10 protein-coding genes are annotated in these 17535 nt (G+C 28.7%); 5 read left to right on the forward strand and 5 right to left on the reverse strand.

What is annotated here, in order from left to right:
* Positions 1 to 88: 88 nt before the first annotated feature.
* Together gyrB and gyrA are read left to right on the forward strand one after the other, a co-directional pair.
* Positions 89 to 1996 carry a DNA topoisomerase (ATP-hydrolyzing) subunit B gene (gene gyrB, locus T314_RS0101380; RefSeq protein WP_029511866.1) on the forward strand — a complete coding sequence of 636 codons (1908 nt, stop codon included), beginning with the start codon at positions 89 to 91 and terminating at the stop codon, positions 1994 to 1996.
* A gap of 26 nt (positions 1997 to 2022) precedes the next feature.
* Entirely contained in the window at positions 2023 to 4500 is a 2478-nt protein-coding gene (gyrA, locus tag T314_RS0101385) for a DNA gyrase subunit A (protein ID WP_029511867.1), read from the forward strand.
* A 55-nt stretch (positions 4501 to 4555) separates the two neighbouring features.
* Here gyrA and T314_RS0101390 read toward each other — a convergent pair whose 3' ends face one another.
* The 5 genes from T314_RS0101390 to serS all read right to left on the reverse strand — a co-directional run bounded on the left by T314_RS0101390 (position 4556) and on the right by serS (position 12282).
* Positions 4556 to 6148: a hypothetical protein gene (locus T314_RS0101390; RefSeq protein ID WP_029511868.1), complete on the reverse strand. Its 1593-nt coding sequence runs from the start codon at positions 6146 to 6148 to the stop codon at positions 4556 to 4558.
* Between the two features lie 43 nt (positions 6149 to 6191).
* Entirely contained in the window at positions 6192 to 7547 is a 1356-nt protein-coding gene (mnmE, locus tag T314_RS0101395; protein ID WP_411710773.1) for a tRNA uridine-5-carboxymethylaminomethyl(34) synthesis GTPase MnmE, read from the reverse strand.
* A gap of 76 nt (positions 7548 to 7623) precedes the next feature.
* Complete coding sequence (locus tag T314_RS0101400) at positions 7624 to 9231, reverse strand: YfcC family protein (RefSeq protein WP_084322436.1); 1608 nt, start codon at positions 9229 to 9231, stop codon at positions 7624 to 7626.
* 83 nt (positions 9232 to 9314) lie between these two features.
* Positions 9315 to 10928, reverse strand: coding sequence for an APC family permease (locus T314_RS0101405; RefSeq protein WP_051612877.1), 1614 nt, complete (start codon positions 10926 to 10928; stop codon positions 9315 to 9317).
* 85 nt (positions 10929 to 11013) lie between these two features.
* Entirely contained in the window at positions 11014 to 12282 is a 1269-nt protein-coding gene (serS, locus tag T314_RS0101410; protein WP_029511872.1) for a serine--tRNA ligase, read from the reverse strand.
* Positions 12283 to 12428: 146 nt separating this feature from the next.
* On the opposite strand from serS, the gene T314_RS0101415 reads away from it, so the two are divergent.
* The 3 genes from T314_RS0101415 (at position 12429) to T314_RS0101425 (ending at position 17418) form a co-directional block, all read left to right on the forward strand.
* Positions 12429 to 13292, forward strand: coding sequence for an Hsp33 family molecular chaperone HslO (locus T314_RS0101415; protein ID WP_029511873.1), 864 nt, complete (start codon positions 12429 to 12431; stop codon positions 13290 to 13292).
* Between the two features lie 953 nt (positions 13293 to 14245).
* Positions 14246 to 15112: an ABC transporter ATP-binding protein gene (locus T314_RS04160; protein ID WP_411710769.1), complete on the forward strand. Its 867-nt coding sequence runs from the start codon at positions 14246 to 14248 to the stop codon at positions 15110 to 15112.
* A gap of 89 nt (positions 15113 to 15201) precedes the next feature.
* On the forward strand, positions 15202 to 17418 hold the full coding sequence (locus T314_RS0101425) for a hypothetical protein (RefSeq protein ID WP_029511875.1): 2217 nt from the start codon (positions 15202 to 15204) through the stop codon (positions 17416 to 17418).
* The last annotated feature ends 117 nt before the right edge of the window (positions 17419 to 17535 follow it).

The following is a 17535-nucleotide window of genomic DNA, read 5'->3' on the forward strand; positions in this document are numbered from 1 at the left end:
TCCATTGCCTGTTTTTATAGTAAAAATGGCTTAATTAATATATAATATATATTAAGGAAACTTAGAAAGAAACGGGTGAACAAATTATATGGCAGAACAAAATTATGGTGCTGAATCGATTAAAGTTCTTAAGGGTTTAGAAGCTGTTAGAAAACGTCCAGGTATGTATATTGGATCAACATCTAAAGCAGGTCTACACCACTTAGTTTGAGAAATCATGGATAACTCAGTCGATGAAGCAATGGCAGGGTTTGCAAACAAAATTATTTTAACTATTACTAAAGAAGGAGAAATCATTGTTCAAGATAATGGACGTGGTATTCCTGTTGGTATTCAAGCTGACTCAGGGAAATCAGCTTTAGAACTAGTTTTTACTCAGTTACATGCTGGGGGGAAATTTGACTCAGATTCATATAAAATTTCAGGAGGATTACACGGGGTTGGTGCCTCAGTTGTTAATGCCTTATCATTATATGTTGATGTTCAAGTTAAACGTGAAGGTAAAATTCATCATCAAATATTTAGCGGTGGGGGAACTCAACAAACTGAAATTGAAATCATTGGTGAAACAAATGAAACAGGAACAATTGTTAGATTTAAACCAGATCCAGAAATCTTTTTAGAAGGAACTGAATTTGATTATGAAACAATTAGAAATAAAGTTAAACAACTTTCATATTTAAATAAAGGTTTAGTAATTGAATTAAACGATTTAAGAATTGATAAACATGTAGAGTACCACTTCCCAAATGGTATCTTGGATTATGTAAAAGAAAAAAATGAAACAAAAGTAAAAATTAACCCAAGCATTTTCTACGTTGATAATAAACATGATGATATTGAAGTTGAAGTTGCATTACAATACAACGCAGAATATCAAGAAAACTTAATTACATTTGTTAACAATATTAATACTCATGAAGGTGGAACTCATGAAGATGGTTTAAGACAATCTTTAGTCAGAGTTATTAACCGTTATGCTGAAAAAGTTGCAACAGGTAATAAACCAGCTGCTAAATACTCATGAGATGATATTAAAGAAGGAATGGTATGTATAGTTTCAATTAGACATACTGATCCACAATATGAAGGGCAAACTAAAACAAAATTAGCTAACCCTGATGCTAAAAAAGCTGTTGATGCTGTAGTTGGTGATGCATTTGAAGAATTCTTATTAAAATCACCAGAAGATGCAAAAGCAATTATTGATAAAAATGCAAATGCTCAAAAAGCTAGAATAGCTGCGCAAAGAGCTAGAGAAGAAACTAGAAGAAAATCAGCTCTAGATACATTCTCACTTCCTGGTAAATTAGCAGACTGTGAAAGTAAAGATCCAGAAATTGCTGAACTTTACTTAGTCGAAGGGGATTCAGCCGGAGGTTCAGCAAAAACTGGACGTAACCGTAGATTCCAAGCTATCTTACCTTTAAGAGGGAAAGTATTAAACGTTGAACGTGTTGCTGAAGTTAGAGCTTTTGCAAATAATGAGATTAAATCAATTGTTACAGCAATTGGTACAGGTATAAAAGAAGATATTGATTTATCAAAATTAAGATATGGAAAAATTGTTATTATGACTGATGCCGATGTCGATGGTGCTCATATTCGTACGTTATTATTAACATTCTTCTATAGATACATGAAACAATTAGTTGTCGAAGGTCACGTATACATAGCACAACCACCACTTTACAAAATTGAAGCAGGTAAAAAAGTTGCATATGCATATAGTGATATTGAACTTGAAGAATTAAAAGCAGGTGACTTTAAAGATTCAAGATTTACAATTCAACGTTACAAAGGACTTGGAGAAATGGATCCAATCCAATTATGAGAAACAACAATGGACCCTGAAAAACGTACAATGTTACAAATTAAATTAGAAGATGCTGCAATCGCTAATGAAGTTTTCTCAGACTTAATGGGAGAAGACCCAGAGCTAAGAAGAAATTATATTCAAGAAAACGCAGAGTTTGTTGAAAACATTGACTTCTAGACAAAGAATAGAAAAGGTGAATTAAAATGAGTGAAAAAAACTTAGAACATAACCACGGTATAATCAAGGGTATTGATATTGCTGCTGAGGTTAGAAAAGACTTTTTAGAATATTCAATGTCTGTTATTGTTAGTCGTGCGCTTCCAGACTTGAAAGATGGTTTAAAACCTGTTCACCGTCGTATTATTTATGCGATGAATGACTTAGGTATTATTGCAGATAAACCACACAAAAAATCAGCACGTATTGTTGGGGAAGTAATTGGTAAGTACCACCCCCATGGTGATACAGCTGTTTATGACTCAATGGTAAGAATGGCTCAAGACTTTTCATACCGTTACCCATTAGTTGATGGACATGGTAACTTTGGATCAATCGATGGTGATGGAGCTGCCGCTATGCGTTATACTGAGGCTAGATTAGCTAAAGTATCAAACTTCATCATTAAAGATATTGATATGAACACTGTTCCTTTTGTTGATAACTATGATGCTAGTGAAAGAGAACCTGCTTATTTAACAGGATACTTCCCTAACTTATTAGCCAATGGAGCTATGGGTATTGCTGTTGGGATGGCAACAAGTATTCCACCCCACAACTTAAGAGAAGTAATTAGTGCAATTCATGCTTTCATTGATAATAGAGATATTACAATTGATGAAATTTTAGATAACCACATTATGGGACCAGATTTCCCTACAGGTGCGTTAATGACAAATGGAATCAGAATGCGTGAAGGTTATAAAACAGGTAGAGGTGCTGTAACTATTCGTGCTAAAGTAGCTCTTGAAGAAAATGATCGTCATGCAAGATTTATAATTACTGAAATTCCATACCAAACTAATAAAGCTAAATTAATTGAAAGAATTGCTGAATTGGTTAAAACAAAACAATTAGAAGGTATCTCAGATATTCGTGATGAATCTAACTACGAAGGTATTAGAATTGTTATTGAATTAAGACGTGATTCCAATCCAGATGTTGTTTTATCTAAGTTATATAAATTTACTAACTTACAAACAACATATTCATTAAACTTACTATCATTACATAATAACATTCCTGTGTTATTAGATTTAAAATCAATCATTAAACATTATGTTGATTTCCAAATCAATGTAATTATCAAACGTTCAATTTTTGAAAAAGATAAAATTGAAAAACGTTTCCACATCTTAGAGGCTTTAGACACTGCATTAGATAACATTGATGCTATTGTTAATATTTTAAGAAACTCACCAGAGTCAAACGAAGCTAAGATGAAATTAACACAAGCGTTTGGATTTGATGAAGAACAAAACAAAGCTATCTTAGATATGAGATTACAACGTTTAGTTGGATTAGAACGTGGAAAAATCCAACAAGAAATGGCTCAAATCAAAGAAAGAATTGATTATTTAACATTATTAATTTCTGATGAAACAGAACAAAATGATGTTCTTAAAAATCAATTATCTGAAATTGCTGAAAAATTTGGTGATAACAGAAGAACTGAAACAATTGATGAAGGATTAATGGACATCGAAGATGAAGAATTAATTCCTGATGTTAAAACAATGATTCTTTTAAGTGATGAAGGATATATTCGTCGTGTTGACCCAGAAGAATTTAGAGTTCAAAAACGTGGTGGTAGAGGAGTTAGTGTTAACTCATCTAATGAAGACCCAATTGTAATTGCTACAATGGGTAAAATGCGTGACTGAGTATTATTCTTTACTAATTCAGGAAAAGTATTTAGAACAAAAGCATATAACATTAGACAATACTCACGTACAGCACGTGGATTACCAATTGTTAACTTCTTAAATGGATTAACAGCTGGAGATAAAATTACAGCTATTCTTCCATTAAGAAATGTAAAAGAAAAAATGAATTACTTAACTTTCATTACTGAAAAAGGAATGATTAAAAAAACAGATATTTCATTATTTGATAATATTAACAAGAACGGTAAGATTGCTATTAACTTAAAAGAAGACGATCAATTAGTAACAGTATTTGCTACAACTGGAGAAGATACAATTTTTGTTGCTAATAAATCAGGAAAAGTTATTAGAATCCAAGAAAATATTGTTAGACCACTTTCAAGAACAGCATCAGGAGTTAAAGCTATTAAACTTGATGAAAAAGATGTTGTGGTTGGAGCAGTTACTTCATTTGGAATTGAGAATATAACAACTATTTCATCAAAAGGAAGTTTCAAGAAAACAAATATTGATCAATATAGAATTTCAGGCCGTAATGGAAAAGGAATTAAAGTAATGAACCTAAATGAAAAAACAGGTGACTTTAAATCAATTATTGCAGCTAGAGAAACTGACTTAGTATGTATTATTTCAACTGATGGAAATTTAATTAAAACTAAAGCATCAGATATTCCTGTTTTAGGAAGAGCTGCAGCGGGAGTTAGAGGTATTCGCTTAAGTGAAGGTAATAAAATACAAGCAGTAATGCTTGAGTACCGTAAACACGGAGAAGAAAACCAAGAATTCGAAGAAGATTAAAAATAAAAAACACTCTGTAATGTTAGAGTGTTTTTTTATATTCAATTAGTAAACATTAGATTATTGACATTGCTCCACTTTTAACCTTGTGTGTTGTTCCTTGAGGCAACATAAAGTGCGCATTTCATGCTTTTGTTTCATTTCAGAAAGTCAGAGTTGTTCTATTTCAAACAATTTTAATATCGTCTTCATTATCAATATTACCACCTTCTGTTGTTCATTTTTTTAACTTTGTAGAAACTTGATTGTTTCATTTTATAATTCCATCTTTTGAATAAAACGAAAATAATTCATCATTGAAGTACATATCGTAAGGTTCTATGAAATCTGATCCTTTTAAGTTGTAAACCGCTGTTCCATTATTCGAATAAGCACCAAATTTATCATAAGGAGTAAACTTTGTTAAATCACCGTTAGTAAATTCAATTTTTTCACTTCCATATAAGCCACCTTTTCAAGGTAATATGTTTGTATTATATGCTCAGTTATGTGACATAGAACGAGCTATTAAAAAATCAGCATATTCACCATTAGCATTGTGTTGTGTTTGATAAGGATCTACAACTCTTTGCGCATAACCTTCACTTCCATATTCATTTGGTGTTCAAATATCAATCATATCTTTATATTTTTCACTTAGATTTCAATCAATAACTTTATTATGTGGTTGTTGTTTTTCAATTTCTAATGCAGCAGCAACCGTTCTGATATTTTCAATCTCTTCAAAATTACCTGCATCGTTCTTTTTAACAGGAATAAACCCTTTTTCTTTATCTCATTGACATAAAGTTCATCATGCAGATTGATATGGACCTTTAAAAGGATTATCTTGCACAGAAGCAGAAACATATCACAAATTTTCTTCTATTCTAACAACATTAGGGACTTCGACACCTAAGTTTCTAACAAACAGTTCATTAACTTTAGTGATTTTTTCTTTGCCTATATCTTCAGGTTTATTCCCAAAATTATTTATTCTTCAAAATTCTAAACGATTATTAGCTGAAATTGCAAAGTAAACTCCATCATCTGTTTGGAAAACAGCTGTGTCTCTTCAATTACCACTACCATCTTCATTCATGTTATCTTTTGATAAAACTCCTGAAGTATATATTTCATTACCAAGTCCATGAGAAACAAAATAAGCTATACCGCTTTTATTTAGTGTCATATCTTTTTCTCTACTTTCTTTGTCCAATGGTATTACCATACCGTCTTTCATTGTGATAACAAAAACTACATCTCCTGGATCAAAAAACTTACCTTCATTGTCAACTCAAACAGAGCCACCAAATGCAGCAGTATTTCCAAATATACTTTTTCTATCAAAATGTTTTCTGGGCTTAATTCTATAATCACTTTGGGTTCATACATTTAAATCTGGTGATGTCATTTCTATTCAACCAGAAGTTGAAGTTTTGTTATCTCTAAATAACATTCAACTATAAAATAATTCTTTTTCCTCATCTCATAGGATAGAACAAGCATCATTTGCAAATACATTCGGGCCACCATTTTTTGAGTTATATGGTGTATATCAATTAAGTGGTCTTGAGTCAGGTAGTTCATTTACTCCACAAGATACCATACTTAAAGGAGCTGTAATAACTAAAAACATAGAAGTTAGTACAGTTAAGATTTTCTTCATAATATAATTTCCTTTCCTTAAAATTAGTATTATTAAATAAGAATTATTTACCTAAACAATATTTTTTAAAAATATTGTCAATTATTTCTTCATCATACTGTTCACCTATTAGTTGATTTAAGAGATTTCAAGCTTCATGAAGATCTACATTAATTATGTCTATTGGCATACCACTAATTATTGCGTCTAATGATTTTTGTAATCTTTGCATTATTTGTTCAACAAATGAAATTTGTTGTAAATTGATTAATATTAAAGAATCGTTTTTAATAAGTTCTTCATTCATATGCATGGTTTCAATTTTATTTATTAAATTATCGACGTCGTTGTTTATCGCGCTAGTAAAAACAAAATTACTTTGAAAAGATTTTATTTTATTTTTTTCTTCATTGCTAATTAATTCACTTTTATTAAAAACTAAAATATGATTTTTATTTTCTAATTTTTCAAAGATTTTTTTGTTCTCTTCATCGTCTATTGCATTGTAATCAATAACAAATAAAACTAATTCTGCATCATCAATCATTTTTAAAGATTTTTCAATCCCTAAACCTTCAACAATATCATTTGTTTTTCTAATTCCTGCTGTATCAATTAAATTTAAACTTATATTTTCTAAATTAATTTCTCCAGTTACAATATCTCTTGTTGTTCCATGAATATCTGTTACTATTGCTTTATCTTCATTTAATAGTGCATTTAATAAAGAAGATTTACCAACATTTGTTTTACCAACAATCGCAGTTTTTATACCGTTAGTATTTTTAATTGCCATTTTAGATCTTTTTAATAAACTTTTTACTTCATCGTTTATTGCAGAAAGAAATTTTGTTAAATCTTCAATACTGCTTCCCTCAATATCATCATAATCAGGGTAATCAATTGAAACTTGAATTCTAGAAATAATGTCTAATAAATTGCTTTTTAGATTTATAATGCTTTGATTATGAGCACCACTCATATTATTAACACCAATCTTTAAAGCTAATTCATTTTTAGCAAAAATTAAATCATTAATACCCTCAGCTTGAATTAAATCTATTTTATTATTTAAAAATGCTCTTTGACTAAATTCACCCTTATTCGCCATTCTTGCACCATTCTTTATAATTAAATTAATTATTCTTTGAGTATTTAAAATACCACCGTGACAAGCGATTTCAACAACGTTTTCACCAGTAAAGCTTGCAGGAGAAACAAATGATGTTATAACAACTTCATCCACTAATTCATCACCATCAAACATTTTTCTAACTCAAATATTTTTTTCTTCTTTAATTTTTAGTTTTAATAAACTATTAATAATATTAAAACTATCATCTCCGCTTATTCTAATTAAAGAAATTGCTTGTGTTGATATATTGGTTGTTGGTGCTACTATAGTTTGGTTTAAATTAATCATGCTTATCTCCCTGTCGTCTATTATTTATTATACTATTTTAGCAATAAAAAAAGATTCCGAAGAATCTAATTGATTAAGCTATATTTCCACCAATAGCACCACCAATTGAAATCATAATAACTGAAAGTACAAACAGAATAACTAATATAGGTCACATAACTTTAAAGAATTTTGTGTAATCTATTTTTGCAATACCAATAGCAGCCATTATAATACCTGATGTTGGTGTAAATAGATTTATGAATCCGTTGGCCATAGAAAAAGCAGTTATAGAACCACTAGCCAATACTTCTGAGTCTTTTGCAAGAACTCCTCCTAGTAATGGGAATACTGCTCTGGCAAACCCTGATGTTGAAGGAATAAATAATGAAAGAGGAATGAATAATATAAATAGAATAATTAGGATACCAACTGATGAATTAATCCCACCAATTGAACTAGCTAACCCAGAAACAACCAATTGTTGAATAAGTGATTTTTCAAGTGCTCAACCAATTCCACCTGCAACAGCAATAACTAAACAAACTCCAAATAAATCTTTGGCTCCAGCCATAAATTGATCTAAGAAACCATCTTCACCTAATCCATTAACTAATCCAAGCACAATTGAAGATAATAAGAAAATTGCTGAAACAACAATAAATCCACCATTTCCAAAACCTTCAGCTTGACTAGATAAATAAGGAATATGTGTATTAATTCAAAGCCCAAATTTATAAAAAGGTCCTCAAGTGCTTTCAATTTCAGAATTATTTTCATAACCTAAAATACTATCTCAACCGACCATATAGAAAATCATTAATATAAATGTTAATCCAAAAAATACTAAAGTTAATTTTCTTTTTCAGTTCATATCAATTTTTTCAGCTGCTTCATTTAAAAAGAATTTTTTATCTTCTTCCATTGTTTTGAAAACAACTGATTTTTGAGGATTCATTTTAACTCTTCATGAATATCAGATTACAAAAACTATAGATGCAGTTGTCATAACAAATCATGAAGTAAGTCTTCAAACTAAACCATCACCAACAGATGTCTCAATACCAGCACCAGAACCATTTATTGTGTCAACAGCAACCCCAATTGCAAAAGGATTAACTGTTGAGTTCATTACACCAACACCAGCACCAAGTAAAACAATCATAAAACCAGTTAATTTATCAAAACCAGCTGCCATCATTAAAGGAATACAAATCATATAGAATCCTAAAGATTCTTCTGCCATACCTTCTGCACTACCAACTATAGAAAAGAAGACCATTAAAGGTATAATTGCTCATATTTCTTTACCTTTTAGCGCAGATGTTATATTTTGCGAAAATCCTTCTAATGCTTTAGAACAAATAACAATATTTAAAAATCCTCCTAAAGCAACTAAGAAAACAATAATCTCAGCGCCACTGACAAATCCATTAATAGGAGCAATAAATAAATCAAATATACCTAAAGCAACGATCTCTTCATCATGAGCAGGAATTTTATTTCCATTTTCATCCAGCATCTCATTAATATGAACGGTTGTGCCACTTCATTTTAGAATTCAACTTATAAAAATAATAACTGCAATGATTAACAAAAGAATTGTAAAAGCAGAAAGCATTTTAAATTGTTTTTTTTCTTTTGTTGATAGAACATCTTTATTTTTCTTGAAAGGATTTTTTAATTTAAAATCGTTTTTCATCAGAATTAACCCCAATCTTTTAAAATTTGTTAAGTAAAATGATTATATAAAAAAAAGAGTACTTTTAGTACCCTTGAAATGTATTATTTTTGTTTTCTTTTGAAAACCTTATTTTTTAAATAAATTAAATCAGCTTTTATACTTATGCTATCTTCAATTTCAATGTTTGGATTTATTTCACCATCTCATCCATCTAAATATGGATCTTTTTTAAATTTATATTCTTGAATTAAGAAAACAATAACATTAATAACTAAAGAAACCACTAAGATAATTAAGAATCACATTCCTGACTCAGTTATTTCTCATTCACCTTTAGCAATGTTTTTTGGCTCTCAAATAAATGCAAAAATTCCAAAGAAAATAAATATAGCCATAAAGAATGAAGAAATAATTCCGCAAACCATAAATAATTTAGTTTGTTCAACTTTAACTTTCTTTGTGAATCTATTAACAACACCAGCTACCATAACAGCTAATACCATTATGAAAACTAATGCACTAGTTCCAGAAGAAAATCAATTTATATAATCAGCTGGTCTATTTAATAACTCTTCTACATTTTCAATGCTTCCTGAGCCAACGGCTGAACCTATTCCATCTCATCCATCTCTTGTTGTACAAATACCTATAGTTATTAGGAAAGTGTAAGCAACAATAAAGATTATCATTTGTATGAAACCAGCTTCTTTATAGTTTATACTTCTTTTTTTTGTATAAATTGTTTTATTGTTAGCATCAGATGCTAAATCAACTATAGCTATATCAACAAATATGTTTGACCCTAATAAACATATACTCATAAGTATTAAGTTTGAGATAATTCTGGCAGCATTACTTTCTTTACCACCTAACATTTTTTCTAATAACTTAACAATTGATCCGTCTGGAGAACCCATAAATAATGATAAGGCCATTAGTACATAAAATATAGCAACAAATATCATACCTGCGAATAAAGCTTTTGGAACAACATCTTTATTTGTTGCAGTTTTTTGTGCATTAGCAATATATACATATCCATCAAATGCAAAAAGTATTCCACCAAATCCGCCTAGAAAAAGGATTGGTGATCATTCATTTGTTCCTCATGTATTTTTGTCATATCCACCATTTCATCATGCACTTGTACCACCAGTTTTGTCAATTAAAATAAAACCTGCAATAAACGCAATTAGTAAAGGTAAAAATTTAATTAAAATACCGACAACTTGAATTTTTCTATTAATAAATCTTTTATATATAGACAAAATTGTACAAGTAATAAATATACTTATCCCAACAACTAAATAAATTAGTAATTGCTGATAAGCTGTAATTGGAGCACCAATTGCTAATAATAAATAGTTAACAGCCCCAGCCACAAAAACACTTTGTGTGCTTGGAATGTAAACTCATCCATACATAATAGAGAAGAAAGAAGCAGTTTTTCTATTTATAAATATTTTAGCTCAGTTCCCCAATGTACCATTACCAAAATGTTTTGTTGATGATGAAATTTCAATAAAAACAATCATTGACATGATACAAATAACACCAACAAATGATCAAAGAATTAATGCAATTATTGGGTTGTTTGTTTGATTTAATAATTCACTATTTTTCATATAAATACCAGAACCAATTACAGTTCCAATAACCATTACGAAAAGAGTTAAAAATTCAAACGTTTTAGTTTTAGTTTTTTTAGTATTCATTGTTTTAACTTTCTATAAGATTAAAAATAATTTTAATATAAAAATTTTAAAAGTGAAAACAAAATAAAAAAACACTCTAAGTGTTTTAATCGATGAATTCTTTGTTATCAAAATAAGGTTTTAAAACAGTAGGTAAAATTAATTTATCTCCATCTCAATAGTTTTCTAAAATTGCAGCAATCAATCTGTCTATAGCAACTCCAGAACCATTTAAAGTATGTGCTAATTTAACTTCACCATTAACGTCTCTATATCTAGTTTGCATATTTCTTGCTTGAAAATCTGTACAATTTGAACAGCTTGAAATTTCACGATATTTATTTTGTTCTGGGAATCAAACTTCTAGATCATATGTTTTACTTGAACTAAAACCAACATCGCCAGTACAAAGTTCAACAACTCTATATGGCAAGTTAAATAATTGAAGAATAGCTTCTGCATCGTTAACCATTGCTTGTAGTTCTGTTTCACTTAATTCTTGATTTGTAATTTTTACTAATTCAACTTTATTAAATTGATGTAATCTTATTAAACCTTTAGTATCTCTACCAGCACTACCAGCTTCTTGTCTAAAACATTGAGAATAAGTTGTATAGTGAATTGGCAATTGATTTAGGTCTAAAATTTCACCTGCATGTAAATTAGTTAGTGGAACTTCACCTGTTGGAATTAAATATTGATCGTTTGTTGTTATATAAGCATCTTCTTTAAATTTTGGTAATTGACCAGTACCATACATTGCTTGAAGATTAACAAGAAGTGGAACTGTTATTTCTTTATAACCTTTGCTTGTGTGAACGTTTAATAATATGTTAGATAAACTTCTTACTAATTTTGCTCCTAAACCAGTATAAACAACAAATCTTGACCCACTTAATTTAGGACCTGCTTCAAAATCAACTAATTTTAGTTTATCCGCAATATCTCAGTGAGGAGTATTGTGTTTTTTAATTAATTCATTACCTCATTGTCTAACTTCGACATTATCATTATCATCATTCCCGATTGGCATATTATCATTAGGAATATTTGGAATGTTTTGTAATTTATTTGTTAATTGTTCTTGAACTAATTTTAATGAATCATCTAATTTTTCTATTTTAGAATTTATTAAAGTAACTTCTTCTTTAATTTTATTTGCTTCATCACTTTGTTTGTTTCGCATTAATTCACCAACTTGTTTAGATAAGTTATTTTTATTGGCTTTAAGATTTTCTACTTCTTTTAAAATTGATTTTCTTTGAACATTTAATTCAACAGCCTCATCAATAATTAATGAATAGTCACCGCTTCTTTTATTTAATTGTTCTTTTACTTTAACTAAATTACTCTCTATAAAATTTATATCTAACATTTTTCCTCCAAGATCACTGTGTGATTGCTATTTAAAATTATAATACAAATTAAGTTATAAAAATCTATTCTTATTAGATAGAAAACTATAATGTAATATTTATTATAAAAATAAGGTAAAATTTAAAAATGTTAGGAGATGTTTAAATGGATTTACAAGTAAGGGCGATAAGCCATAAACATAACGCAAAAATAGCAATAGTAGATATTAGTGAAAGTATGAGAGAAATTTGTGATTTACAAAAATCAAATCCATTCATTAGTATTGCATTATCAAAATTCACTTTAGGTAACACATTGATTTCTTTAGATAATAAAGAACTTGCAAAAATTAATTCAAATTATGTTTCAAAAAATGGAGCAGTTAAAAAAATGATTGCTGAATTTCAAAACAATAAAGTTAGAGCATATGCACAAGTTAAAGATTTTGATATAGAAGAATATATTCCTAGATTAAGTAATAATCCCGTTTATGCCACTGTCGGTACTGAGGGGCAATTATTAAATAGTAGAGATATGGGATTAAAAGAACCATATATTTCAACAATCAATACAGATTCTCCAAATATAGATCATATATGAATGGATTTTTTAAGAGATAGTAATCAAGTTGGATCTCTTTTAACTAGTGAAGTTAAATTGGATGATGAATTAAAAGTAAAAAAAGTTGTAGGTATATTAATTCAATTACTACCTGAACATACTCAAGATGATATAGATTTGCTTGATTCAAAGTTAGGTAATACAAACTTTATTTGTGAAGTATTGATGAAATCAACAAATTATAACGAAGTTATAAAAGAAATATTTGAAGATGCAGTTATATTAGAAAGCAAAGAAATTATTTTTGAGTGCACTTGCAATGAAAATAAAATATTAGATTCAGTAAAATTATTGGGACAAAATGAAATTCAACAATTGATAGACAATAAAGAAGATGTCCAAGTTATCTGTGATTTTTGTAATAAAGAATACATTGTAAATAATAAAAGCCTTAAAAACTTAATATAAAAATAACAATAGATTGGCCTTTTATTTTGCCAAAAATCTTTTGTTTTTTTATTTAAATGATAAAATTATTGAGATATTGTTTTAACATTTTATAAATTTTTAAGGAAAGAATAGGGATAATAATGGCTAATAACAAAAAAAACACAAGCTCAAACACTTGATCAAAAGCCGCAAATACAAAGACTGTTAATGCTCAAAAAGCTAATCGAGTTAAAAATGAATCAGCTCATAATAAAGAAATAGTTGATAAATATAAAGAAGCTATCAATTCAACAAATAAAAGCTTTAAACAACCAACTAAAAAAGTTGTTGAACCAAAAGTTGTTGAACCAAAAACTTCAACAGTTGTAGCAAATTCAAATACAAAAAAACCGTTATCAAAAAGTGAAGAAAAATTAATTAATAAAATAAATGAAAAAGAATTAATAAAACAAAAAATTGCTGAAGATAAAAAATTGAAAAAACAAAATAAAGCAGAAGCTAAAAAGATTTATCAAGAACAAATTCAACAAGAAAAAGAGAAAGTTTTATTGGAAAAACAAGAAAAAGAGTTAAAAGAAATACAAGAAGCGGAAGCAAAGGCTAAAAAAATGGAAGCTGAAAGAGTAGCTTCAGAGAAAAAAGCAGCTGCAGAAAAAGCGAAAGCCGAAAAAGAAGCAGAGGCTGAGAGAGTAGCAGTTGCTAAAAAACTAGCTCTTGAAGAGAAAAAAACTGCAGAAAAAGCTAAGAAAATTGAAGATGAAAAAATTCAAAAAGAATTAAAAACAAAAGCAGAATTTGAAGCAAAACAAAAACAAGCAGAAGATGAAAAAATTGCTAAAGAAGAGAGAAAAAACATGGGACAAACTCAAACTGAAAAAACACCTAAAGTAGGTAAAAATTCAAAAACTTCTGAAACTAGGGAAATTCAAGTTTTTGAACCAACAGCAGAATCTGAAGCAAAGCGTGAATTTATTGAAATTGATCCTAAAACAAACTTTGATAAAGGTGTTAAAGGTTTAAAACAAAAAAATAAATATCAAAAACAATTAACAAACAAATATTCTAAAGACATTTTAAGTGAAGGTACTATAGTTACAACAACAAACTGCAAACCAAACACTTTAGAACATATTATTGAATTAAAGGATGTTAGAAAATCATATATTACAGGGGATTTAGAAACTCCTATTTTAAAAGGCATTGATGTCAAACTAGATAAAGGTGATTTTATCGTTATTTTAGGACCATCAGGTTCTGGAAAAACAACCTTCTTAAACGTTATATCAGGATTAGATAAAGCAACTGAGGGTGATGTATTTATCTTAGGTTCAAACTTATCATTATTAAAAGATTCACATTTAACAAAATTCAGAAGAAGAAATGTAGGATTTATTTTCCAACAATACAACTTATTAACAAATTTAACTTCAAAAGAAAATGCTGAAGTTGGACAAAACCTTGCTAATAAAAATAAACAAGGAATGAGTATTGAAGAAATTTTTGAAACAATTGGAATGAAAGAACAAATGAATAAATATCCTCATCAAATGTCTGGGGGGCAACAACAAAGGGTTTCTATTGCTAGAGCATTAGCTAAAAATCCTGAAATATTGTTTGCCGATGAGCCAACAGGTGCATTAGATGAAGAAATGGGACGTAAAGTTTTAGAAATTTTAGTAAAAGTTAACCGTGAGCAAAAAACAACAGTTGTTGTAGTTACTCATAACCCTAACATTGCAAAAATAGCTAATACTGTAATTCATATTAAAAATGGATTAATTGATAGCTTACAAAAAAATAAAAAACCAGCTGATCCAAAATCAATTGAATGATCATAGAAAATGAACCTATAATGGTTCTTTTTTTGTTTTTTTATTAAAAAACATTTACAATTATAATAATACAAAGTAAAAGGGTTCAAAATAAAATGAAAAAACTATTATTGACACTATCTTCTATATTAATGATCGGAACAACATCTATGAGTGTTGTTTCATGTGGGGTAAAACCTGAAAAAAATGTTATTTTTGCAATTATTGGTGGTCCAACACAATCTTCTGGTGATTTGGAAAAGGTAACTGCTTATAAAGAAATTGCTGATGAATATAATGAGTTAAATAAAGACGTTGAAGGATTTGTTCCTGTAAAGGTTCAATGAAAAGATTCAAACTATTTAAATAACACAATAATGGTTGGTGATAATCTACCTGATTTATATATATCTTATGTAGATGCAGCGTCTACATATTTAAGTACTAAAGTTGGAAGCGAAGTAAGAGATATGGAAGTTTCTATGGGTGAAGAAGGTTTTGAATCTTTTAAAAACGATTTAATAACACCAGCATTCATGAATGAAGGTAAATATCAGGATAAACAAATAGTACTTCCATTTGGTAAGTCTTTTGATATATCTGTTATTAACGTAAATACTTGAATACAATTTGTATCTCATGTTAAGGATTATAAAGAAAGTGCAGAAGCATTGCAAATAGCATTTAATAATTTTAATGAAACTGAGCGTAAATTAGAATTAGGCGGAGATACGGAAACATCAAACAATCAAATATTCGGTAGTTCTCTTGAAATAAACGAACAATGAGTTGTAGCTAATAAACTATCCGTAAATGAGTTCAAAGAATTAATATTAGTTATTAACAAATGTTTAGAAACAGCTGGAATATCAAACGGCCAAATAACAAAAGAAAATGGAGATGTCCAAAAAGCTATAAAAGATGTTTTTGCAAAAACAGAAAATGTAATATTATTAACAAAATTTATGAATGCGATTGTTCACACTGACCGTGCTATAGATGTAAAAATTGCAAATAGAGATGCAATAAGTGTTAATGGAGAATTTTTAAATGATTGTCAACTAAAAGAAGTAAATAACAGTTCAGATAAGTTAGACTATACACAAGCTAAAAATTATGGATTCGGTATTGATTCTGTTGATAATAAATTTTTTATGGATTATGCCTCTTCTTCTACAACACCACAAGAACTTATAAATATTGAAGATCCTAATAATGAATTTTGATATAGTTCAACATTTTCACCAAATAAAACAAAAATAAATTTAAATGAAAATTCTAAAAGCTTTATTGAAACAACTGAGTTTTTGGATGGTATGAAGGATATTGCAAAATTAAATGGTAATTCTAGTGCACTTTCTTTTCCAGAACAGTGAAACGGTGTAATGTCTGTTGCTAGATATGATACGCCTAATGTTAAATCATGAATAACAAGTGACTTTATAAAAGGAACTATGTTTATGGGTTCTGCTTCTTCTGCTAATGATCCATATTTTGCTCAACAACAAAAAAAAGTTGATGATGAAATTAATCTAAATGGTTATAAAATAAAAGCCACTACTTATTTTTCACCAAATAAAAAAGCTGATTTATTGACTGCACCAAAATCTAATAAAGATAATTTTAATCGCCATGTATTTATGTCACAAGGTAGAGGCATTGCAGGATTTAAATCTAATGGAAAAAATAAAGATAAAAAAGAAGAGTCTGTGACAGGATTCCTTAACTATACGATGCAACCAAAACCAGCTGCAAGGTTTGCTTTAAGAACTAGTTACTTGCCAGCTACTAAGTCAGGTATGGAAATATACAAAAATTATGTAAATGGTAGTTATAATAACAAAACCGGAATAGTTGAAGAAGGAAGAAAAAATTTAGAAGATGCTGTTAGAGTAATTGAAGGTTTAGGAGAAAATGAAGATGTTAAAGATGAACAAATATATAAATATTTTTCTCAAATTCAAGATGCTAAAGGTAATCCAGATCCAAAAGCAACAGTTAGTCCTGTTATGACTGGTTTAATAAACGAATATTTAGAACCTAAAATTCAATCTGAGAAAGATATTGAAGATTACTCAGAAAATGAAGAAGTAACTCTTTTAGTATCATCAAAAGCAATTCCTACCACAGATATTATGAGATCGTCACTAAAGAGCTCAATTGACCCTAACAATGGAGTAATGGATTTAAAAAATTGAGAAAACATTAAGTTTTCAGATATTCTAGATCCATATGAAGATAGAAAAAATAATTATTTGATTGAAAAATGAATATTATCAAATCAATCTGAGTTTTACAGGAATATAGAAATAACTAGAAATAACATAAAATAGTTTCATATAATATCACAATATTTTGTTTATATAAATATCTTTTGCTAAGTATAAAGAATAAAGAAAATATTTATAATATAATAATTTTGAAATAAAGCAGGCCTTAAAAAAACACTC

It is taken from the genome of Mesoplasma grammopterae ATCC 49580, from assembly GCF_000701525.1.
In the GTDB taxonomy this organism is placed as follows: domain Bacteria; phylum Bacillota_I; class Bacilli_A; order Mycoplasmatales; family Mycoplasmataceae; genus Mesoplasma; species Mesoplasma grammopterae.